General features: G+C 68.2%; 19 protein-coding genes and 1 rRNA gene. 10 read left to right on the plus strand and 10 right to left on the minus strand.

The window, feature by feature from the left end:
* Both rrf and HOP52_RS15590 read left to right on the plus strand, forming a co-directional pair.
* A 5S ribosomal RNA gene (gene rrf / locus HOP52_RS19820) occupies positions 1 to 83 on the plus strand; the annotation flags it as partial.
* A gap of 305 nt (positions 84 to 388) precedes the next feature.
* Positions 389 to 550 carry a hypothetical protein gene (locus tag HOP52_RS15590; RefSeq protein ID WP_238978330.1) on the plus strand — a complete coding sequence of 54 codons (162 nt, stop codon included), beginning with the start codon at positions 389 to 391 and terminating at the stop codon, positions 548 to 550.
* A gap of 105 nt (positions 551 to 655) precedes the next feature.
* Here HOP52_RS15590 and gdhA read toward each other — a convergent pair whose 3' ends face one another.
* Positions 656 to 2,008 (minus strand): NADP-specific glutamate dehydrogenase, encoded by a 1,353-nt coding sequence (gene gdhA, locus HOP52_RS15595; RefSeq protein ID WP_238978331.1) that lies wholly within the window; start codon positions 2,006 to 2,008, stop codon positions 656 to 658.
* Between the two features lie 249 nt (positions 2,009 to 2,257).
* Here gdhA and HOP52_RS15600 point away from each other — a divergent pair, with 249 nt between their 5' ends.
* Positions 2,258 to 2,695 carry a DUF2721 domain-containing protein gene (locus tag HOP52_RS15600; RefSeq protein ID WP_238978332.1) on the plus strand — a complete coding sequence of 146 codons (438 nt, stop codon included), beginning with the start codon at positions 2,258 to 2,260 and terminating at the stop codon, positions 2,693 to 2,695.
* Positions 2,695 to 3,789 carry a 23S rRNA (cytidine(2498)-2'-O)-methyltransferase RlmM gene (gene rlmM / locus HOP52_RS15605; protein ID WP_238978333.1) on the plus strand — a complete coding sequence of 365 codons (1,095 nt, stop codon included), beginning with the start codon at positions 2,695 to 2,697 and terminating at the stop codon, positions 3,787 to 3,789. Before HOP52_RS15600 ends, rlmM begins: the two co-directional genes overlap by 1 nt.
* Before the next feature lie 51 nt (positions 3,790 to 3,840).
* Here the strand turns inward: rlmM and HOP52_RS15610 are convergent, their stop codons facing one another.
* A complete protein-coding gene (locus tag HOP52_RS15610; protein ID WP_238978334.1) occupies positions 3,841 to 4,128 on the minus strand; it encodes an antibiotic biosynthesis monooxygenase family protein in 288 nt (95 codons plus the stop codon).
* A gap of 31 nt (positions 4,129 to 4,159) precedes the next feature.
* Between HOP52_RS15610 and tusA the strand changes: the two genes are divergently transcribed.
* Positions 4,160 to 4,411, plus strand: a complete 252-nt coding sequence (gene tusA / locus HOP52_RS15615; RefSeq protein ID WP_238978335.1) for a sulfurtransferase TusA — start codon at positions 4,160 to 4,162, stop codon at positions 4,409 to 4,411.
* Between the two features lie 7 nt (positions 4,412 to 4,418).
* On the opposite strand, the gene HOP52_RS15620 is transcribed toward tusA, so the two are convergent.
* The 3 genes from HOP52_RS15620 to HOP52_RS15630 all read right to left on the minus strand — a co-directional run bounded on the left by HOP52_RS15620 (position 4,419) and on the right by HOP52_RS15630 (position 7,778).
* Positions 4,419 to 5,141, minus strand: coding sequence for a hypothetical protein (locus HOP52_RS15620; RefSeq protein ID WP_238978336.1), 723 nt, complete (start codon positions 5,139 to 5,141; stop codon positions 4,419 to 4,421).
* Between the two features lie 143 nt (positions 5,142 to 5,284).
* The gene (locus HOP52_RS15625) at positions 5,285 to 6,358 is read right to left on the minus strand and encodes a DUF3080 family protein (RefSeq protein ID WP_238978337.1); all 1,074 of its coding nucleotides are present in this window, start codon (positions 6,356 to 6,358) and stop codon (positions 5,285 to 5,287) included.
* Complete coding sequence (locus HOP52_RS15630) at positions 6,330 to 7,778, minus strand: MATE family efflux transporter (RefSeq protein WP_238978338.1); 1,449 nt, start codon at positions 7,776 to 7,778, stop codon at positions 6,330 to 6,332. The genes HOP52_RS15625 and HOP52_RS15630 overlap by 29 nt, the downstream gene beginning before the upstream one ends.
* A 142-nt stretch (positions 7,779 to 7,920) precedes the next feature.
* On the opposite strand from HOP52_RS15630, the gene HOP52_RS15635 reads away from it, so the two are divergent.
* Positions 7,921 to 8,493: an elongation factor P hydroxylase gene (locus HOP52_RS15635; protein WP_238978339.1), complete on the plus strand. Its 573-nt coding sequence runs from the start codon at positions 7,921 to 7,923 to the stop codon at positions 8,491 to 8,493.
* Here the strand turns inward: HOP52_RS15635 and HOP52_RS15640 are convergent.
* On the minus strand, positions 8,454 to 9,335 hold the full coding sequence (locus HOP52_RS15640) for a LysR family transcriptional regulator (RefSeq protein ID WP_238978340.1): 882 nt from the start codon (positions 9,333 to 9,335) through the stop codon (positions 8,454 to 8,456). The genes HOP52_RS15635 and HOP52_RS15640 overlap by 40 nt on opposite strands.
* 107 nt (positions 9,336 to 9,442) lie before the next feature.
* Here HOP52_RS15640 and HOP52_RS15645 point away from each other — a divergent pair, with 107 nt between their 5' ends.
* Together HOP52_RS15645 and HOP52_RS15650 are read left to right on the plus strand one after the other, a co-directional pair.
* A complete protein-coding gene (locus HOP52_RS15645; protein WP_238978341.1) occupies positions 9,443 to 11,650 on the plus strand; it encodes a thiamine pyrophosphate-dependent enzyme in 2,208 nt (735 codons plus the stop codon).
* Entirely contained in the window at positions 11,647 to 12,687 is a 1,041-nt protein-coding gene (locus tag HOP52_RS15650) for an ACP S-malonyltransferase (RefSeq protein WP_238978342.1), read from the plus strand. Before HOP52_RS15645 ends, HOP52_RS15650 begins: the two co-directional genes overlap by 4 nt.
* 21 nt (positions 12,688 to 12,708) lie before the next feature.
* On the opposite strand, the gene HOP52_RS15655 is transcribed toward HOP52_RS15650, so the two are convergent.
* A complete protein-coding gene (locus tag HOP52_RS15655; protein WP_238978343.1) occupies positions 12,709 to 14,754 on the minus strand; it encodes a BTAD domain-containing putative transcriptional regulator in 2,046 nt (681 codons plus the stop codon).
* A 152-nt stretch (positions 14,755 to 14,906) separates the two neighbouring features.
* Between HOP52_RS15655 and HOP52_RS15660 the strand changes: the two genes are divergently transcribed.
* The gene (locus HOP52_RS15660) at positions 14,907 to 16,325 is read left to right on the plus strand and encodes an FAD-binding oxidoreductase (RefSeq protein ID WP_238978344.1); all 1,419 of its coding nucleotides are present in this window, start codon (positions 14,907 to 14,909) and stop codon (positions 16,323 to 16,325) included.
* 40 nt (positions 16,326 to 16,365) lie between these two features.
* Here HOP52_RS15660 and HOP52_RS15665 read toward each other — a convergent pair whose 3' ends face one another.
* Positions 16,366 to 16,845, minus strand: coding sequence for a hypothetical protein (locus HOP52_RS15665; RefSeq protein ID WP_238978449.1), 480 nt, complete (start codon positions 16,843 to 16,845; stop codon positions 16,366 to 16,368).
* Positions 16,845 to 17,747, minus strand: a complete 903-nt coding sequence (locus HOP52_RS15670; protein WP_238978345.1) for a TatD family hydrolase — start codon at positions 17,745 to 17,747, stop codon at positions 16,845 to 16,847. The genes HOP52_RS15665 and HOP52_RS15670 overlap by 1 nt, the downstream gene beginning before the upstream one ends.
* Positions 17,748 to 17,852: 105 nt before the next feature.
* On the opposite strand from HOP52_RS15670, the gene HOP52_RS15675 reads away from it, so the two are divergent.
* Positions 17,853 to 19,781 (plus strand): ATP-binding cassette domain-containing protein, encoded by a 1,929-nt coding sequence (locus HOP52_RS15675; protein ID WP_238978346.1) that lies wholly within the window; start codon positions 17,853 to 17,855, stop codon positions 19,779 to 19,781.
* Between the two features lie 175 nt (positions 19,782 to 19,956).
* Here HOP52_RS15675 and HOP52_RS15680 read toward each other — a convergent pair whose 3' ends face one another.
* Entirely contained in the window at positions 19,957 to 20,412 is a 456-nt protein-coding gene (locus tag HOP52_RS15680) for a universal stress protein (protein ID WP_238978347.1), read from the minus strand.
* Positions 20,413 to 20,480 lie beyond the last annotated feature (68 nt).

Here is a 20,480-nt window from a genome sequence, read left to right on the forward strand (position 1 = left end):
CCCATGCCGAACTCAGCAGTGAAACCGCTCAGCGCCGATGGTAGTGTGGGGCTTCCCCATGCGAGAGTAGGTCATCGTCAGGCACTTATTTCGACAAAACCCCGGCCATTGGTCGGGGTTTCGTCGTTTGGGGGCTTCCCATGGAGAGTCCCGGAGCCCGGCGCGATCATCGTCAGGCACTTCTTCAGAAACCCAGCTTCGAAAGAGGCTGGGTTTCGTCGTTTGGGGGCTTCCCCATTACTGCATAATCTATCGTGACAACAGCCCCGGGCTCATTCGAGCTCGGGGCTGTTGTCGTTTCGGGGTCAAGGGTAGCAGAGATTAGACTTTAGGATATAGACAAAGGTATAATGCACTGCAGCATACACCCTGATCCGAGGACCTAGCCATGAGCCATGCCAAGATGACCTTTCCCACCATCTGGGATCAGGCCGATGCCCGTCGCCCCGTTGTCATGCCCCTGCTGCGTGGCGTGTGGCGCGGGATGATGAAGCTTGCCGAAGCTCAGTGCCGGGCACAGAGTCGCCGGGGCTTCCTTCCGTACGTTTGATGGCTGTCCCCGCCCCGTAAACTGAGCGGGTTGGTCGCAATACAGAAAAGCCCGGGCCGTAAGGACCGGGCTTTCTCGATCGTGCAGGCAGCGCCGTGTCGGGACTTACACCACGCCTTGATCGATCATGGTGTCGGCGACCTTGCGGAAGCCGGCGATATTGGCGCCGAGTACCAGGTTGGTCGGCTCGCCGAACTCCTCGGCGGTGTCGGCGCACTGCTGATGGATATTGGCCATGATCTCCTTCAGCTTGGCGTCGACCTTTTCCAGCGGCCACTGCTGCATGCTGCTGTTCTGGGCCATTTCCAGCTGGCTGGTGGCGACCCCGCCGGCGTTGGCGGCCTTGCCGGGGCCGTAGGCAATCTTGGCGTCCAGGAAACGATCAACGGCGGCGGCGGTGGAGGGCATGTTGGCGCCTTCGCTGATGCAGGTGACGCCGTTGCCGAGCAGGGTCTCGGCATCCCCATCGGTCAGCTCGTTCTGAGTGGCGCAGGGGAAGGCAACGTCGGCCGGGATGCGCCATACCGCATGGCCGTCGGCCGGGTAGTCGTTAGCCGGGATGTAGCTGGCCTCGGGATGATTGGCCAGGTACTCCTCGAGGGAGGCGCGCTTGACCTCCTTGAGCTCTTTGAGCAGGTCGAGATCGATGCCCCGCGGGTCATGGATGGTTCCGCGGGAGTCGGAGCAGGTGATGGGCGTGGCGCCCAGCTCGTAGAGCTTCTCGATGGTGTAAATGGCCACGTTGCCGGCGCCTGAGACCAGGCAGGTCTTGCCTTCGATGCTCTCCCCGCGGGCCTGGAGCATGTTCTGGGCGAAGTAGACCGCCCCGTAGCCGGTGGCTTCCTTGCGACCGATGGAGCCGCCCCAGTCGAGCCCCTTGCCGGTCAGGACACCCTCGTAGCGGCCGGTGAGACGCTTGTACTGGCCGTAAAGATAGCCGATCTCGCGGGCGCCGACGCCGATATCGCCGGCCGGCACGTCGGTGGTCGGGCCGATGTGGCGGTATAGTTCGGTCATGAACGACTGGCAGAAGCGCATGATCTCGCCGTCGGACTTGCCCTTGGGGTCGAAGTCCGAGCCGCCCTTGCCGCCGCCGATGGGCAGGCCGGTGAGGGCATTCTTGAAGATCTGCTCGAAGCCCAGGAACTTGATGATCCCGGAGGTGACGCTGGGGTGGAAGCGCAGGCCGCCCTTGTAGGGGCCCAGGGCGGAGTTGAACTGGACGCGATAGCCCTTGTTCACCTGAACCTTGCCGGCATCATCGGTCCAGCAGATACGGAACATGATCTGGCGCTCCGGCTCGACGATCCGCTCGATGATGCTGTGGTCGTGGTAGTGGGGGCTGCGCTCGAAGAGCGGGCGCAGGCACTCCAGCACTTCTTCCGCGGCCTGGTAGAACTCGGTCTGGGCGGGGCTGCTTTTCTTGAGGCGCTCGAGGGTGTCGTGAACGTAGGGCATGGTGGGTTCCTGTCGAAGAAGTGTCGCGACACTATAAGCCATGCACCATTATGCAGCAAACGCATAGGCCATGTCGGGATTAGACATTGATATGAGGCGAAATCGCTTCAAAATCCCCCAAACACGTGCACCACTATTGAGCATTAATAATCTTTCATAGACTGTAATTTAACGATGGCGTATCTCGGCACACGTCCGGGAACAGGACTGGTATCATGGGCGCCCCATTTTTGCTGGAGCCCGAGCGCCGTGACGCTGACGACACCGGCCCTGTTGTTTCCCGCCATTTCTCTGCTGTTGCTGGCCTATACCAACCGCTTCCTGGTGCTGGCCCAGCTGATCCGCAAGCTGGCTGAAGAGGAGCGCAGCCAGCATCAGGAGGTGACGGCCCGCCAGCTCCCGATGCTGCGCAAGCGGATTTCCCTGACCAAGCGCATGCAGGTGGCGGGGGTGCTGAGCTTTCTGCTCTGTACCCTGTCGATGTTTGCGCTGTTCCTGGCGTTCGAGCTGGTGGGCATGGTGCTGTTCGGCGCGAGCCTGATCACCCTCTCCATCTCGCTGGTGTATTCGCTGTGGGAGGTGATGCTGTCGACCAATGCGCTCAACGTCCAGTTGCAGGATATCGAGGCGCTCGGCGGCTCGCGGAAGCGAGCCGCGTCGTCTCGTGGCAGCCGGGAGGAGACCTGATGAAGGATGTTGCGAAGGAGCGTGACCGGCAGGCACCCGACCGCCTGGTGCTCTATTGTCGCCCGGGCTTCGAGGCGGATCTGGCCGCGGAAGTGACGGCGCGGGCGGAGGCGCTGGGCTGGCAGGGGGAGTGCGACGCCATGCCGCTGGCCGGGTATGTCAGCTACTCTCCCCGGGATGCGCGCCCGGTCAACCTGCTGCATCGAGAGCTGCCGCTGGTGCAGCTGATCTTTGCGCGACAGAGCCTGGTGGGGCTGCCGCCATTGACACTGTCGCGGGATAACCGGCTGGCGGCGATTGTCGATCAGGTGGTGGCCAGCGGCTGGAGCTTCGACTCGATCCTGCACGAGACACCGGACACCAACGAGGGCAAGGCGCTGTCCGGGCTGATCAAGGCGCTGACCCGGCCGCTGGCGTCGACGCTGAAGAAGCGCGGGGCGCTGCGGCGCAGGGCGGCGGGGCGGTGGCTTCACCTGCTGTGGTGCGACGGCGACCGGGTTCAACTGGGCATGAGTTTCCCCGGCAACCGCAGCGAGCTGCCCGGCGGGATTCGCCGTTTGAAGTTTCCGTCGGGGGCGCCGAGCCGCTCGACCCTCAAGTTGGAGGAGGCCTGGCACGAGTTCGTGCCGAAGGATGAGTGGCCGCAGCGGCTGGGCGAGGGGATGCAGGCCGCCGACCTGGGGGCGGCTCCGGGCGGCTGGACCTGGCAGCTCGTCAACCGAGGCATGCACGTTTATGCCATCGACAACGGCCCCATGGACAGGCAGCTGATGGCCACAGGCATGGTGGAGCACCTGCGCGAGGATGGCTTCGCCTGGGCGCCGCCCGGTCGGCTGGACTGGCTGGTCTGCGATATCGTCGACAAGCCGACCCGGGTCACGGCCATGGTCGAGCGCTGGCTGGTGCGGCGCTGGTGTCGCGAGGCGGTATTCAACCTGAAGCTGCCGATGAAGCGGCGCTGGGAGAGCGTCTCGGGCTGCCTGGCGGCTCTGGAGAGTGCGCTGGCGGCAGCCGGCGTGAGTGCCGAGCTGCGCTGCCGCCACCTGTATCACGACCGCGAGGAGGTCACGGTACACGTCAGGCTGTTGGATTGAGGCGCTCCGCCAGCCTGACCTGCCGAATTGAAGAGAGTGGCAAGGGCGCGCTCAGTAAGAAGGCTCGTAGACGCGAATGCTCTCGTCCTCGGTCAGCAGCGGCAAGATGCGCTGCATGACGCGGGTGCGTTCCTCGCTGGTGTACCACTCCTTCCAGGCGCGCAGGTCGCGCCACTTGGTGATCATCAGACGCCGATCACTGTGGCCCAACTCGACGAGGGTCTCGCCGCCGACGAAGCCCCTGGCGCCCAGCGACCAGCGCATGGCCTCGCGTGCGGCTTCCTCGTACTCCTCTTCCAGGCCAGGCATGATGCGACGTTCAATAATGATCTTTATCATCTAAGCTGCTCCCTAACACCGAGGTCGATCGATGGCTGAAACCGCCGACTCCCTGCCCGACTACCAGGCCGAACTGGATACCACCGGACTCTACTGCCCGGAACCGATCATGCTGATGCACAACAAGGTGCGCGACATGCGGTCCGGCGAGGTGCTCAAGGTGGTCGCCACGGATCCGGCGACCACCCGCGATGTGCCGAAGTTCTGCAGCTTCCTGGGCCATGAGCTGCTGCTCCAGCAGGAGTCGGGCGGACAATACCGTTACTTTATCCGCTTGGGCTGATGCACCGCTAGTCCTTGGGAGCTCCGGGCGAGGTCGTCGAGTTGGGAATCACCATCAGTGCCAGGGCCTCCAGCGTGCCGGGGTCCTGTTCGCGTATCCGATTGGCGATGTGGCGCTGGAAGAAATAGACCACCCGGTGGCGGCTGTGGCCGGTGTAGAGGCAGGGGTCTCCGGGAAGGATCGGGGTGGTGTCGATCAGGGTTTCGTCGGCCAGCAGGGCCTCGATGCCGCCATCATTGTAGAGGCGCCAGCCGAACACCTGCTTGAGCTGCCAGGGTTCCTGGCTCTCGTTGATGCATAGGGCATGGGTGCCCAGGGTGTCGGGGAGCTGCTGGATCAGGGTGACGTCCCGGGTTTCCTCGTAGTCGAAGTAGGCGGCGGCGTGTTCCAGCTCGAATGCCTTGTGGGGGGGCGCCGTTTCCAGCAGCTCCTCGGTTTCCGGGTCGCGGTAGCCGACGAAGCAGCCGTGCTCCGGGTCGTCGAGCTGCTGGCAGGGAGTGAGCGCTTCCATCCAGGGCACCAGGCCGACGACTTCCCCGTCTTCGCGCAGGCCCCAGGCGAGGATCGGCATGCCGTAGAGGGAGTCGGGGTCGGATGCCAGGCTGTAGACCATTTCCAGGCCATCGAGCTCCGGTGAAAGGCGCACCAGGCGCTGCCTGGCTCTGTGCCGCTGACGCATGGTCTCCAGGTCGATAACCTGGGCAGGGCGGGGTGACAGTTGGGTACCCATGATCTACCTCCAGGTTCTGCACGGTCCGTGTCGGTCACGGCAACAGCAAGGCTGACGGTATCGGCGCATGCCACCTGCCTCCACCAATAGCATAGAGTGGCCATGCAAGTTAAGCCTGGAGAGCGATTTTCACGGACCGCGACTCACGGGCAGCGCTCGGCCAGGGTTCGCCAGTGGTGGCGGTGCGTCTCAAGGGCCGCGCGATAGGCGGGCAGTGGCGCCTCGGGATCCGCCAGGGAGAGCCAGTGCCGGCGGTACTCGGCCACGGCCGTGGGCGGTTCGATATGGCTGTCCAGCAGCTCCTCCACGGCGCCCAGCCAGCGCTCGGCGAGGGTCTCGAGCCGGGTCAACCAGTCGGTCGTCGGCTGGGTTTCGAAGCGGGCCCTGAGCTCGGTGCCAGGGGCGTCCAGCCCCCGGCAGGTATCGGCTCGCGAGAGACGCGCCTCGAGCAGGGCGTTGGCCTCGCCAAGGCGCTGTTCCGCCAGCATCAGGGCGCGCAGCACTTCGGCGGTGAGTGGTCGGGAGCGCAGCGTTTTGAGGTGGTTTTCCAGGGTGGAGGAGTCGTGCTGCCACTGGGGGTTGAACTGGTTGAGGGTGGCCTCGCGCAGCCAGGCGATCGCGCTGAGCTGGGTCTCGACGGCCGCGGCATCGTCGGGCTGCAGCGGTGAGCTGGCCCGGGAGAAGCTGCCGGTCCACTCCTCGGAGTCGAACAGGCTGTTCCAGCTGACTCGCGGCAGCTGCTCGGTCTTGGTCTCGGTCAGGCGGGTCAGGCGCTCGCGATGGCTCTCGCTGAGCGTCTCGGGGATCTCGCTATGCTGGCAGGCATGCAGCCGCCGCCACAGCTCGAGCTCGTAGAGCCAGCGCTGGCTGGGGGGTGCCACCCGGCCCAGCTGGTTGTTGCGCTCGGCCACCAGCGAGGTGATATGGCACTCGCGCAGCGCATAGACGTTGAGCAGCCCGTCACGGGTCTCGGAGACCTCGAAGAGGCGCTCGTCGCGCGCGGGGAAGGCGCCGATATTGCCGGGCGAGGCCGGCTCGGGTGCCGGCAGGTCGAGGGCGCTGGCGAGCTCGCGCTGGTAGTCCTGCAGCAGGGCATCGCCTTCTCCGCTTCCCCCGCAGCCGACCAGCAGGGCGGTCAGCAGCAGTGCCGCCAGCGGCGGGAGGCGCCGCGACGCGGCTTCCGGGGGGCTAGCTTCTGGGAATCTCGATCTTTCCATGGGCCACTCCGCTCGCCATGCGCCGCAGCCGTTCGCCCAGCAGCAGCGCCGCCACGCTGAGCCCGGCAATCAGGCCGACCCAGTAGCCGTGGACGCCCATGGGGGCCAGCCAGTCGAACAGCCCATGGGTGCCCAGCCAGTGTCCGCCGCCCAGGCCGACCAGCCAGTAGGCGATCAGCGTGATCACCATGATCACCCGGGTATCCTTGTAGCCGCGCAGGGCACCGGCCAGGTTGACCTGCAGCGAGTCCGATACCTGGAAGATCATGGCCAATATGACCAGCGAAAGCGTCAGGCGTTGCACCGCCTGGTCGTGGGTATAGAGCGCGATCACCGGCTCGGCGGTGAGCCACAGCACCAGGCAGTTGAGCCCGGCCACCAGCAGGCAGAGCGCGATGCCGTTCCAGGCCACCAGGCGGGCGAGCTCGGGGCGCTGCTGGCCCAGGGTGTTGCTGACCCTGACCGTCAGCGCCATGCTCAGCGACAGCGGCAGCATGAACAGGATCGAGGTGTAATTGAGCGCCACCTGGTGGGCGGCCACCGTGACCTCGCCGAGGCTGGCGATGAACAGCGCGATCAGGGTGAACAGCGTCACCTCGACGAAGATCGCCACGCCGATGGGCACGCCGACGTAGAGCAGCTCGCCGATCATTCGCCAGCGTGGCGGGGTGGGGGAGCGCCACAGGGCGACATCGCCGTAGGCGCGGGAGCGCCGGGTATAGGCGATCATGGCCAGGCACATCACCCACATCGACAGGGCAGTGGCGATCCCGCAGCCGAAGGCGCCCAGCGCCGGCAGCGCCTGGACCCAGGCCGGCAGCCAGTCGCCGAACAGCCCGGTGAGGCCGTCGCCGCCGTAGATCAGCACGAAGTTGCTGGGCACGTTCACCCCCAGGCCGATCAGGCTGATCCACAGCGAAGGGCGGGTGTGGTTCATGCCGTCCGAGAAGGCGCGCAGCGCCTGGAACAGCGCCACCCCCGGCATGCCGAAGGCCACCGCGGCCAGGTAGGCGGCCGAGCGGGTGGCCACCTCGTCGGGAACCGCCATCAGGCGAAAGATCGGCATTACCGTGAACCACAGCAGCAAGGCGGCCAGGGCACCCAGCGCCAGCGCCACCCACAGCGCCTGGTGCACGTTGGGGCGGATGCCGGCGGTGCGCCCGCCGCCCAGCAGCTGGGCGACGATGGGGGTCAGGCCCATCAGGGTGCCGGTCATGAACAGCATCAGCGGCAGCCACAGGCTTGAGCCTACCGAGACCGCGGCCAGGTCGGTGGCGCTCAGGCGCCCGGTCATCATCACGTCGGTGACGCTCATGCCGGCCTGAGCCAGCTGGGCGCCACAGATCGGCAGGGCGAGGCGAATCAACGGCCGCGTTTCCGTGCGGCTGGCGCTCAGCAGGTCGGTGAAAAACGTTGCCAAGGGGTGCGCTCCATGCAGGCGAAGACGGGGGGCCACGGCGTCTTGCCGCGCCGGTAACCGCCTATCCTAACAACCGTTGGCGATGTTCGCCCGCCGCTTCGCGTCCTATAATGCTCGCCTCTCAGCGACCCCTGGAGCCTGCGTGACACATCGACTCGACGACATCATCGCCCTGTTCGACGGACTCTTTGTGGATACCTATGCAACTCGGCTGGTGCGTGGCGGCGACGAACCGCTCTATCGGCCGGCCGATGCCGACTGCCCCTTCCATCGGGTGATCTTCGCCCGCGGCTTCTACGCCAGCGCCCTGCATGAGATCAGCCACTGGTGCATCGCCGGCGAGCGGCGCCGCCGGCTGGAGGATTACGGCTACTGGTATCTGCCCGACGGACGCAGCGCCGAGCAGCAGCGCGACTTCGAAGCGGTGGAGATCGCCCCCCAGGCGCTGGAAATGCTGCTGTCCCGCGCCTGTGGCCATCGCTTCCATGTCAGCGTCGACAATCTCGGCGGCGACGCGGCGGTGGACCGCGGGGCCTTTCGTGCCCGGGTCGAGGCCCGGGCCGCCCGCTATGAGCGCGAGGGGTTGCCGCACCGGGCCGCCGCGCTGTGCGTGACGCTGCACGGCTACTATCGGCGCGGTCTCGCCCGGGAGCAGGCGGTGGCCGCGGGGCGCGCTCAGCTGTCGGCCGGCGTGCCGGCGGCGGCTCCGCTCTGAGCGCCGGTGTGCCAGGCCTCGCGACCCAGCGCCAGCAGTGGCGCCAGCGCGGGGGAGCAATGACGCGCCGGATAGGCCACGCCGACGGTCTGGGCGATGGCAAGTCCGCGTAGCGGGCGGCACTGGACGTCGTGGCGCTCGAGAATCTCTGGCCAGGCGGGGACCAGCGAGGCGCCCACCCCGGCCGCCACCAGCCCCAGGGTGTACTCGATGGTGCGCAGGTGGGCACGCACCTGGCAGCGGATGCCGGCCCCGTCGAGCGCCTCGGCGAGCCGTTCCATGGCCGCGCAGGGGCGGCGCCAGACCATCGGCAGGCCCGCCAGGTCGTCGAGCGCGACGCTGGCGTGGCGGGTGAGCGGGTGGCCCGTGGGCAGCGCCAGGCGATAGCGGTCGTGCCAGATCGGCTGGAAGGCCTCGCCGGGCGCCAGGTCCTGCTCGCCGATGATGCGGGCGTCGCAGGGCTCCTCGGGGTTGACCAGGGTCAGGGCCAGGTTCTCGCTGCGGCCAATGACCTCCTTGAGCAGAGCGGTCATGCGGCTCGCGCCCAGCGAGCGCATCAGCCCCAGGCGCACCGGGGTCGCGGGCGCGGGCGTGCGGAACTGTCGGGTGATCGCTTCGAGGTCCTCGCTGACCCGGCGGGCCAGCGGATAGAGGCGGTGCCCCTCCTCGGTGGCAGTGATGCCGCGGCGGTGGCGTTCGAACAGGGCGGTGCCCAGCCGCGCCTCCAGCTGCGCCAGGGCCGTCGAGATCGAGGGCTGAGCCACGTGGCAGCGCCGGGCGGCGGCGCTGATCGAGCCGCCTTCGTAGGCGGCGATGAAGTAGCGCAGGCTGCGCACATCCATAAGTCATGCCTATATCTGATCCAGGATATCGATATTATCCCTTTGCCTACCGGTCGCGCTAGGCTGTAGACACTCCCCCTTGTGAATGCCGACAGGAGCCCGCTACCGTGGCCGATTCTCTGCCCCAGGAGACGCTGTTCTTCAATGCCCTGCGTTCCGACGACTGGCCCGAACCCGAGCAGGCCTGGACGCTCGATGAGGTCGAGCTCAGCCCCGCCGGCCTGGCCGAGCTGTTCGAGTCCCAGCTGATGAGCCGCCATCTGGACCTGCATGCCCGCCGCCTGCAGGCGCGCGGCGAAGCCTTCTACACCATCGGCAGCGCCGGCCACGAGGGCAACGCGGCCATCGCCGGGGCCTTGCGCCCCACCGATCCGGCCTTTCTGCACTATCGTGACGCCGCCTTCCTGCTTCAGCGCTCCCGCCAGGTGCCCGGCCAGACGCCGCTGTGGGATCTGCTGCTGAGCTTCGCGGCCTCGGCCGAGGACCCCATCTCCGGCGGCCGGCACAAGGTGCTGGGCTCGAAGGCGCTCGCGGTACCGCCCCAGACCAGCACCATCGCCTCGCACCTGCCCAAGGCGATGGGGGCCGCCTATGGCCTCGGCCTGTGGCGACGCCTGGGCGGCGGCGGCGAGTGGCCCGCCGACAGCGTGGTGGTGTGCAGCTTCGGCGATGCCTCCTTCAATCACTCCACCGCCCAGGGCGCGCTCAACGCCGCCGGCTGGGCCGCCTACCAGGGCAGCCCCATGCCGCTGGTGATGGTCTGCGAGGACAACGGCATCGGTATTTCCACCCCCACCCCCGAGGGTTGGGTGGAGGCCAGCATGCGGGCACGCCCCGGCTTTCACTACCTGAGCTGCGACGGGCTCGACCTGCTGGATACCTGGCGGGCCGCCCGGGAGGCGGTGCGCATCGCCCGTCGCCACAAGCAGCCGGTGTTCCTGCACATGCGCTGCGTGCGGTTGTTCGGCCACGCCGGCTCCGACGCCCAGCAGGCCTATCTGGCGCCACAGCGGATCAAGGCCGACGAGGCGCGAGACCCGCTGCTGGTCAGCGCCGGCCTGCTGCGGCGCCACGGCGTGCTGGACCGCGACGCCATCGCTGAGCTCTACCGGGAGCTCGGCGAGCGCGTGGCCCATGTCGCCGAGCAGGCGATCCGCCGGCCCAAGCTGGAAACCGCCGCACAGGTCATGGCCAGCCTCGTGCCGCCGGCGCGGCCGCCGCGCATCCGCCCCTGGCAGGGCGAGGTGGACGCGACGCCGGCCCCCATGGCCAAGCTGCTCAACCAGGCGCTGGCGCGCTTGATGGATCGCTATCCGCAGCTGGTGATGGCCGGCGAGGACATCGGCCGCAAGGGGGGCGTCTACGGGGTCACCCAGCGGCTGCAGGCGCAGTTCGGCCCGCACCGGGTGATCGACACCCTGCTCGACGAGCAGAGCATCCTCGGGCTGGGTATCGGCCTGGGCCACAACGGCCTGGTGCCGATACTGGAGATCCAGTTCCTGGCCTATCTGCATAACGCCGAGGATCAGCTGCGCGGCGAGGCGGCGACGCTGAGCTTCTTCTCCAACGGCCAGTACACCAACCCCATGGTGGTGCGTATCGCCGGGCTCGGCTACCAGAAGGGCTTCGGCGGCCATTTCCACAACGACAACGCCATCGCCGTGCTGCGCGACATTCCCGGCCTGCTGGTGGCGTGCCCTTCCAACGCCGCCGACGCCGTCGGGCTGATGCAGGAGGCGGTACGCCTGGCCGATGAGGAGCAGCGCGTGGTGGTCATGCTCGAGCCGATCGCGCTCTACCATAACCGCGACCTGCTGGAGGAGGGCGATCAGCGGTGGTGCTTCGCCGACCCGGGTCCCGAGCACCGTCTGCCGGTGGGCGAGCTGGGCCAGTGGGGAGCGGGGCGGGATCTCGCCATCGTGACCTATGGCAACGGGGTCTACCTCTCGCGGCAGGCGGCGGCGCGGCTGGAGGCCGAAGGCATTGCGCTGCGCATCGTCGACCTGCGCTGGTTGACCGCCATCGACCATGACGCCGTGTATCGCAGCGTCGCCGACTGTGGGCAGGTGCTGGTCGTCGACGAGTGTCGGCGCAGCGGCTCGCTGAGCGAGGAGCTGATCACCGCCCTGGTGGAGCGGGGCATGGCGGGTCACCGCCTGCACCGGCTCACCGCCGAGGACAGCTTCATTCCGTTAGGGCGGGCCGCCACGGTGACGCTGCCCTCGGCGGATGCCATCGCCCTGCGGGCGCGTGCCCTGGTGGTCGAAGCCGGCAGTGTGGACCAGAAGACGCTGACAGGGAGCCCGCAAGCATGAGCCAGACACCTGAACGGCTGCTGATCGTCTGCCCCGGACGGGGCACCTACACCCAGGCGGAGTGGGGCAGCCTGACCCGCTATGCCGGCGACGCCGACTGGCTGGCGCGCTTCGATGCCCAGCGCCGCGAAGCGGGGCTGCCGACGCTTAGCCAACTCGATGCCGAACTGCCGTTTCGGTCGCGCCTGCACGGCCGCGGCGAGCATGCCGCGCCGTTGATCTACGCCTGCGCGCTGGCCGACCTGCTGGCCATCGACCGCGAGCGCTATGAGATCGTCGCCATCACCGGTAACTCCATGGGCTGGTACATCGCCCTGGCGGCGGGCGCCGCCCTGGGGCAAGAGGCCGCCTTCGAGCTGATCGGCACCATGGGGCAGATGATGCAGGAGCGCCTGGCGGGCGGGCAGCTGCTCTACCCCTGGGTCGACGAGCAGTGGCGCCCTCGGTGGGACAAGCGGCGGGAGCTGCTGGCGCTGATCGAGCGGCTGCACGGCGAGCAGGGCGCCGAGCTCTATCTCTCCATCGAGCTGGGCGGCATGCTGGTGTTCGGTGGCAACGAGGTGGGCCTGTCGCGGCTCGCCGAGGCGCTGCCGCCGCTGGAGCGCTTTCCGCTGCGCCTGCATCAGCACGCCGCCTTCCATACCCCGCTGCAGCGGGAGGTGCGCGATGCCGCCCGCCAGCGCCTGCCGGCGACCCCCTTCCGGGCCCCCGAGGTGCCGCTGATCGACGGCCGTGGCCATATCTGGACGCCCTGGAGCAGCGATCCGGTCGCGCTCTGGGATTACACCCTGGGGGATCAGCTGGTGACGCCCTATGACTTCACCGCGGCGCTGCGGGTCGGGCTGCGCGAGTTTGCGCCGGATCGCGTGGTGATACCCGGGCCGGGCACCAGCCTGGGCGGCGCCACCGCCCAGGCGTTGATCCAGCTCGGCTGGCAGGGGCTGGACAGCAAGACGGCCTTCCAGGCCCGCCAGGCCGAGGACCCCGTGCTGATCGGCATGGGCATCGAGGCGCAGCGTCGGCGGGTGGTCGGTTAGCGGTCCAAGCGCGGCCGGCGCTCACTCGAAACCCGCCTTGCGTAGCCCTTCAAGGTAGTGCTCGGCGTCGGCAGGACGTCGATAGGGGTCCAGTGCCGCCAGCCAGTCGAGACAGCTGATGTGCTTGGGAAAGGTGCCGCGCGCCAGCTGGTAGCGGTAGTGGCGATAGACGGTGTCGCGGTGGCTGGCGCCCCGTTGCGGGTGGCCCATGTGGGCATAGGTTGCGGCGATGAAGGCTGGGGTGTTGCAGAAGGCCTGGGGCGCGCATGCCAGGGTGTCGATGGCCTCGTCATACAGATGTGCGCTGAAGAAGGCGATCCCGGCCATGCCGGCATACCACTCCGGGCGGTAGGGTGCGAGACGCAGCGCCTGGCGGGCGGCTGCCACTCCACGCTCGGGATGGCCGATCAGCGCCAAGGCGAAGGAGGCGTGGGCCAGCACCTCGCTATCGTTGGGGTTAAGGGCCAGTGCCAGCGACAGCTCGCGCTCCGCGGCCGCGTACTGCCCATCGTAGAGCTCGGCCACGCCCAGCATGCAGTGGGCACGGTGGTCGTTGTCATCCAATGCGACTGCCTTGCGGCAAAGTGCCAGGGCCTCCTGCTGCAGGAAAACCCAGTGATGCCAGGAGTGACAGGCCCACTCATTGAGATGGGCGAGGGCCAGACCGACATAGGCACGGGCGAACTGCGGGTCCTTGGCCAGTGCCTGCTGGAAGTGGCGACGTGCCTCGTGAATGGCCGTCAGGTCAGCTCGGCGCAGGGCGTGACGACCGCGCAGCCAGAGGTCGTAGGCCTGCCAGTCCCGGGGCGGCCGGCGACGGGACTGGGCCAGGCGGTCTTCGGTGATCTGTCCGACCAGGCAGCCGACGATGTGGCGGACCAGCTCTGCCTGGACGTCGAAGAGTCCGTCGAGCCGGCAGTCAAAGCGCTCCGCCCAGACCTGGCGTGAATGGGGCGTGGCGACCAGTCGGGCGGTGATCGCAAGCCGCTGGCCGCGCTGTTGAAGGCGTCCCTCCAGAAGATACTCCACGCCGAGTTCACGGCCGATCTGTTCCGGAGAGGCCTGGCTATGGCGATAGGCCAGGGCGCTGGTCGGGGCGATTACCTCTAGCTCGCCGAAGCGGCCAAGCTCGGTGGCGAGGTCCTCCGCCATGCCGTCGCCAAGGGCGGGAGGAAGCCGTGTCCCCTCGCATGGCAAGAAGGCCAGGACGGCGAGCGAAGGGCGCTCGCTGGCAGGGCGGCGCCCGCGCTCGCGTGCCGCAGCGGCCGTTGCGATCACCCTGCGGCTCTCAGGCGGGTCATCGCTTTCGCGGGGCACGCTGCGCGAGTCGTCGTCGGGCAGCAGCGCCAACAGCTCCGCCTTCAGCTGCTCGGTCTCCGGAGCCGGGGCGACGCCGAGTTCATCGGCCAGTCGTTCGCGGCAGCGACGGTACTGGGTGAGCGCCGCACCGATCCGGTCCTGGTACAGGTAGAGCCGGATCAAAGTGCGCTGCACACCCTCATCCAGGGGGTCATGGTCCAGCAGCCGCAGGGCCAGCTGGATGCCGGCATCGATGGCGCCGGTAAGCACATAGTGGTCGAGCAGTCGATGCATCAGCTGCGCCAGCGCCTCGTCCAGCCAGCTGCGCCGCTCCATCAGCCACGCCTCGAAGGGCTCCTCGCCAGGGTCCAGGCCTTCCAGGAAGGGGCCGCGATAGAGCGCCAGCGCACGCTCGAGGGTCTCCGGCGTCCCGTCGGCCAGCAGCCGCTCGAAGGTGTCCAGGTCCACCCACGTCGTACAGGCCTTGAGCCCCACCGCCTGGCCATCGAGCGTCAGGCACTCGCGCGCCGACGGTGGCAGCGCCGACTGTAGGCGCGACAGGGTCTTGCGCAGGTTGGCGCGGGCTCGCGACTCGGGCATGGCATCCCACAGCAGCCCGGCCAGCTTGCTGCGTGAGTGTGGCCGGCCGGGAGGCGCCGCCAGGTAGGCGAGCAGTGCCGCGGCCTTGCGCGTCGGAACAGCGACCGGCTCGCCCTCGGCCGTTTGGCAGGCGAACTCACCCAGCAGCGAGACGTGCAGACGCGTCATGGCCATCTCCCTCCTGCCCCAAGCCTAAGCGCTGTTGTCGCCCTTCGCTAGGCGTTGGCGCTCCCTGTCACGACCCGGTCACGCTGCGGGGACGCGGTTTGGCTATCCCTGAAAAGACACACGCCAGATCACTCCCTGGATGAGGAGGAGCCATGATGGATATCAGACAGCAGACCGGGCCCAGCGCCTTGTCGAGCGATGCGATCCGGACGCTCGGGGAGCGGCTGCATGGGGCTCTGATCCTGCCCGATGACCCGCGCTATGACACGGCACGGCGGGTCTACAATGCCATGCATGATCGCCAGCCGGCGCTGATCGTCGAGGCGGCCGACGTGGCGGACGTGATGACGGCCGTGACCTTTGCCCGACAGCAGGAGCTTGCCCTGGCCGTGCGCGGTGGCGCGCACAGCCTGCCCGGGTTCGGCACCTGCGACGGCGGGCTGGTGCTGTCCCTCGAGCGCCTGCGCGGCATTCGAGTCGATCCCGAGGGCCGCTGTGCCCGTGCCGAAGGCGGCTGCACCTGGGCCGACCTCAACCACGCCAGCGCCGCCTTCGGCCTGGCGACGACCGGTGGGATCGTCTCCACCACCGGCATCGCCGGCCTGACCCTGGGCGGGGGGTTCGGCTTTCTGGCCCGGCGCTGCGGGCTCGCCTGCGACAACTTGCTCTCGGCCGACGTGGTCACCGCCGACGGCGACTTCCTGACCTGCAGTGAGCGCCGCCATGCCGAGCTGTTCTGGGCGATTCGCGGCGGCGGGGGGAACTTCGGGGTGGTGACCTCATTCGAGTACCGTCTGCATGCGGTGAGCGACATTCTCGGCGGGCCAACTTTCTATCCGCTCGATGCAGAGGTGATGCGTCACTACCGGGAATGGATCGCCGCGGCTCCCGAGGCGCTGGGCGCGATCCTGGGCATCACCCTTGGCCCACCGCTGCCGTGTCTGCCCGAGAGGTGGCACGGTCAGCCGGTGATTGTGGTGCTGACCTGCTGGAGCGGGCCACCGGCTGAGGATGCCGCGGTCCGCGAGCAGCTTGCCGAGCTCGGCCCCGTGCTTGGTCAGGCGGTCCAGCGTATGCCCTATCCGGCGATCAATACCCTGTTCGACGAGCTGCTGCCCGCGGGGCTCTACCACTACTGGAAGGGCTGCTTTAGCCGCTCACTCACCGACGCGGCGATCGCGGAGTACATCGAGCATGGGGCCCGAACCCCGTGCCTGGAGAGTGCGACGCTGCTGTTTCCCCTGGATGGCGCCTGCCGGCGGGTCGCCGAGGACGCTACGGCGTTTGCCTTCCGGGATGCCGACTTTGCCACAGCGGTCGGGGCGAGCTGGCCGGACCCCGCCGACAGCGAACGCAACATCGCCTGGGCTCGCGCCTATTATCAGGCGCTCAGGCCGCATTCCGAGGCGGGGGGCTACGTGAACTTCATGTCCGCCGACGACGCGGGGCGAGTGCGCGACAACTACCGCCAGCACTACGCGCGGCTGGCCGCGATCAAGGCGCGCCATGATCCGACCAACCTGTTCCGACTGAACCAGAACATCGCGCCAGCCGGCAGTGATTCGGCTTGAAGTGGCCTGAGTCGGCCTGGCGCACAGGTGGATGGGCCGGTCAGGCCTGTCCACCCAGCCGCTGGTGCAACTGCAGCATCACCGCCACCTCGTGCTCGGGGCGCAGCGGCTCGAGGCCCAGTTCGCCGAACAGCTCGCCCCGGGCGCGGGTCCACTCGCCGCCGTCCAGGTCGGGGTAGAGGCTGTCGGCCGGTGCCAGCTCGACGAAGGGGTCGATCCCGAAGGTATCGAAGAGTCGCGCCAGGGCGGCCTCGTCATCGCTCACCCCGGCGGTGAAGAGGGTGGCGTTGAAGTGGTCGTTCTCCAGCTCGCGGATCACGTCCAGGGGGCTCACGCCGAAGCTGTTGAGCTCCTCCATGCTGTAGCCGTTGAGGGCGTTCATCTCGTCGTCCAGCCAGCCGTCGTCGGGCTGGATCAGGGTGTGCTTGATGCGCCCGTCGGGGAGTACCCAGGCGATCGCCAGGGGCAGCTCGCCATCCTCGCCGGTTTCCACGGCAATGAATCCCGGGATCTCTTCCATCATGTGCTCTCCTGCCGGTGGTCCGGCGCTGCGCTGTCCTGTTGCCGCGGGTCCAGGCGGAAAAAGGCCGTAGCGGTGGTCGTGGTGGCCGTGGCCAAGTCGGCTTCGTCGATGCCCCGCCAGTGGGCGATTTCCCGCACGATCCAGGGTAGCAGCGCCGGTTCGTGTCGCCTGCCCTTGAGTTTGGCAGGTAAATTGCGCGGCAGCAGGTAGGGGCAGTCGGTTTCCACCATCAGCCGGGTGAGCGGAATCGCGCCGACCAGGTCGCGCAGGTGGTGGCCGCGACGCTCGTCGCAGATCCAGCCGGTCAGGCCGATATGCAGGTCCAGGTCGAGATAGCCGTAAAGCGTCTCGCGATCCGCGGTGAAGCAGTGGATCACTGCGTGACCGATATCGTCGCGCCAGGCGTGGAGCATCTCACGCATACGCCGGCCGGCGTCGCGCTCGTGGACGAACAGCGGCAGGCCGCTCTCGGCGGCGAGTCCCAGCTGTGCCTCGAAGGCGCGCTCCTGCTCGGCCGGCGTCGAGAAGTTGCGGTTGAAGTCGAGCCCGCACTCGCCCACCGCCACCACCTCGGGCTGGCGGTGCAGCTCGCGCATGGCGCGCGCAAGCTCGCCGCTCCAGCGGCTGGCGTCGTGGGGATGAACGCCGGCAGTGGCGTAGAGCCCCGGGTGTTCTCGTGCCAGCGCCACGGCCTGCTCGGCGTGCTCGCGGTCGGTGCCGGTGAGAATCAGGGTGGTAACGCCGGCGGCCCGCGCCCGCCCGATCACCGCCTCCAGGTCGCGGTCGAAGCTCGCGTGGGTCAGGTTGGCGCCGATGTCCACCAGCGGGGCCGGGGAGCGAAAGCGCAGCGCCTCGGGCAGGGCAGCGCCGCCGCTGTCGGGGGTAGCAGTCTCGTGCATGGCCGTGCTCAGTCTCCGGGGGCGAAAACCCGCTATTGTCACATGCCCGGTCGAGGCCCGCCATGCGTTACACTAGGGCGCTCGATGACTGGATGAGGACTGCGCGTGACCCTGCTACGTCTGGAACGCCTGCAACTGGCCTATGGCAACCATGTTCTGCTCGACGGCGCCGACCTGGTGCTCGAGCGGGGGGAGCGGCTGGCGCTGGTGGGCCGCAACGGCACCGGCAAATCGACCCTGCTCAAACTGGTGGCCGGCGAGATCCTCCCCGATGGCGGCAGCATCTGGCGTGCCCCGGGGTTGAAGATCGGAGTGCTCGACCAGGACCTGCCGGATGCCAGCGGCGAGACCATCTTCGACGTGGTGGCCCAGGGGCTGCCCGAAGCGGGGGCGCTGCTCTCGGAGTATCACCACCTGATTCACCAGGACGACCCGGACATGCGCCGCATGGCGGCGCTGCAGTCCCAGCTCGAGGCCATCGACGGCTGGTCCTTCCACCAGCGCATCGACGTGGTGCTGACGCGCCTCGGGCTGCCCGAAGACACCGCGATGGCGGCGCTCTCCGGTGGCTGGCGCCGACGCGTGGCGCTGGCCCGGGCACTGGTGGCCGAGCCCGACCTGCTGCTGCTCGACGAGCCCACCAACCACCTGGACCTGGACACCATCGCCTGGCTGGAGGAGCAGCTCGCCGCCTTCAACGGCGCGGTGCTGTTCATCACCCACGACCGCACCTTCCTGTCGAAGCTGGCCACGGCGATCCTCGAGCTCGACCGTGGGCGCCTGGGGCGCTACCCCGGCGACTACGCCAGGTATCAGGAGCAGAAGACCCACGAGCTGGAGGTCGAGGCCCGCGAGCACGCCGAGTTCGACAAGAAGCTGGCCCAGGAGGAGGCCTGGATTCGCCAGGGAATCAAGGCGCGGCGGACCCGCAACGAGGGGCGCGTCCGGGCGCTGGAGCAGATGCGCCGCGAGCGCAGCCAGCGCCGCGAGCGCCAGGGCAAGGCCTCGCTGTCCGTCGACACCGGTGAGCGCAGCGGCAAGCGGGTGGTGGAGCTCAAGGGCGTCAGCCACCGCTACGGCGACGAGACGGTGATTCGCGACCTCTCCCTGGAGATCCAGCGCGGCGACCGCATCGGGCTGATCGGCCGCAACGGGGCGGGCAAGACCACGCTGCTCAAGATCCTGCTCGGTGAGCTGGCCCCCAGTGAAGGTGAGGTTCGCCTGGGCACCAACCTGCAGGTGGCCTACTTCGACCAGCTGCGCGCCGGGCTGGAGCCTGCGAAGAGCGTCTACGACAACGTGGCCCAGGGCAGTGACCGGGTCACGGTGGGCGGCAAGGACAAGCACGTCATCAGCTACCTGCAGGACTTCCTGTTCACCCCCGAGCGCGCCCGTCAGCCGGTCAAGGCGCTCTCCGGCGGCGAATCCAACCGGCTGCTACTGGCCAAGCTGTTCACCCAGCCGGCCAACGTGCTGGTGCTCGACGAGCCCACCAACGACCTCGACGTCGAGACCCTGGAGCTGCTCGAGGAGCTGCTGCTCGACTTCGACGGTACTCTGCTGCTGGTCTCCCACGACCGCGCTTTCATGGACAACGTGGTAACCGGGGTGCTGGCCTTCGAGGGCAACGGCCGGGTGCGCGAGTACGTGGGCGGCTACAGCGACTGGGTGCGCCAGGGGGGCAAGCTGCCGCCGGCGCCCTGGGAGGGCGCCGCGCGCCAGCGGGCGGAGCCCGTCGCCGATGAGGCGGCAGCGACGCCCGCGGCCGAGGCGCCCCGGGCCGCCGCGCCGGCCAGGAAGGCCGCCAAGCTCTCCTACAAGCTGCAGCGTGAGCTCGACGGCCTGCCGGCCGACATCGAGCGGCTGGAGAGCGAGGTGGCGGCCTTCGAGGCCAGGGTGGGCGATCCCGCCTTCTACCAGCAGGAGGCCGATACCATCACCGCGACGCTGCAGGCGCTGAGCGACAAGCAGGCCGAACTCGACGCCGCCATGGAGCGCTGGATGGAGTTGGAGGCCCTGGCTGCGGGGGAATAGCAGGGCCAGTTGAAGCGGGGCCAGGGAGCGGTGTGGAAGGTTGGACCCTGTGGGAGGCCGGCGTGGGAGGCCGGCTTTGCCGGGCGAAGGCGCCGTCAGGCGCCCAGTTTGGGTAGCGCTACGCGCTGCTTCGTCGAAGCGTCGCACCGGAGCTGAAGCGCCCTCCCACAAGATGTTACTCGGCGCTCTTCTCCCCCTTCTTCCCCACCCGCACGGCCAGCACGTCGCACTGGGCGCCGTGCAGCACGCCGGTGGAGGTGGAGCCGAGCAGCAGGGCGAAGCCATGACGGCCATGGGAGCCGACCACGATGAGATCGACGTCGTGCTCCTCGGCGAAGCGGTGGATCTCGGTATCCGGCATGCCGACCACCACGTGCTGGTTCTCCTTGGCCACGTGGGCGTCGGCGATCTCGGCCAGGCGCTGCTTGGCGTGCTCGTCGAGCTGGTCCTGAATGCTGGTGAGGTCCATGGGGATATCGCCTCCATAGGCGAAGCCCAGCGGCTCCAGGGTATGCATGATCGAGAGCTTGGCCTGGTTGCGCTCGGCGATCTGCAGGGCGCGCTCCAGCACCTTGTGGGAGTCCTTGGTCAGGTCGACGGCGACCAGGATATGGCGGTATTCATTGCTCATGGCAGGCTCCTGTGAAACGAATTGGGTGCGGTGAACATGCCTTCACTCTAGGACGTGCGATGAGCGAG

Source organism: Billgrantia campisalis, from assembly GCF_022341425.1.
GTDB classification, from domain to species: domain Bacteria; phylum Pseudomonadota; class Gammaproteobacteria; order Pseudomonadales; family Halomonadaceae; genus Halomonas; species Halomonas campisalis.

What these genes read in the sequence shown, in the direction of transcription:
- HOP52_RS15590 (WP_238978330.1), top strand. Translation starts at nt 389, where the DNA reads ATGAGCCATGCCAAGATGACCTTTCCCACCATCTGGGATCAGGCCGAT.
- HOP52_RS15665 (WP_238978449.1), bottom strand. Translation starts at nt 16,845, where the DNA reads ATGGAAGAGATCCCGGGATTCATTGCCGTGGAAACCGGCGAGGATGGC.
- HOP52_RS15640 (WP_238978340.1), bottom strand. Translation starts at nt 9,335, where the DNA reads ATGGATGTGCGCAGCCTGCGCTACTTCATCGCCGCCTACGAAGGCGGC.
- HOP52_RS15655 (WP_238978343.1), bottom strand. Translation starts at nt 14,754, where the DNA reads ATGACGCGTCTGCACGTCTCGCTGCTGGGTGAGTTCGCCTGCCAAACG.
- HOP52_RS15610 (WP_238978334.1), bottom strand. Translation starts at nt 4,128, where the DNA reads ATGATAAAGATCATTATTGAACGTCGCATCATGCCTGGCCTGGAAGAG.
- HOP52_RS15650 (WP_238978342.1), top strand. Translation starts at nt 11,647, where the DNA reads ATGAGCCAGACACCTGAACGGCTGCTGATCGTCTGCCCCGGACGGGGC.
- rlmM (WP_238978333.1), top strand. Translation starts at nt 2,695, where the DNA reads ATGAAGGATGTTGCGAAGGAGCGTGACCGGCAGGCACCCGACCGCCTG.
- HOP52_RS15620 (WP_238978336.1), bottom strand. Translation starts at nt 5,141, where the DNA reads ATGGGTACCCAACTGTCACCCCGCCCTGCCCAGGTTATCGACCTGGAG.
- HOP52_RS15680 (WP_238978347.1), bottom strand. Translation starts at nt 20,412, where the DNA reads ATGAGCAATGAATACCGCCATATCCTGGTCGCCGTCGACCTGACCAAG.
- HOP52_RS15660 (WP_238978344.1), top strand. Translation starts at nt 14,907, where the DNA reads ATGATGGATATCAGACAGCAGACCGGGCCCAGCGCCTTGTCGAGCGAT.
- tusA (WP_238978335.1), top strand. Translation starts at nt 4,160, where the DNA reads ATGGCTGAAACCGCCGACTCCCTGCCCGACTACCAGGCCGAACTGGAT.
- gdhA (WP_238978331.1), bottom strand. Translation starts at nt 2,008, where the DNA reads ATGCCCTACGTTCACGACACCCTCGAGCGCCTCAAGAAAAGCAGCCCC.
- HOP52_RS15670 (WP_238978345.1), bottom strand. Translation starts at nt 17,747, where the DNA reads ATGCACGAGACTGCTACCCCCGACAGCGGCGGCGCTGCCCTGCCCGAG.
- HOP52_RS15625 (WP_238978337.1), bottom strand. Translation starts at nt 6,358, where the DNA reads ATGGAAAGATCGAGATTCCCAGAAGCTAGCCCCCCGGAAGCCGCGTCG.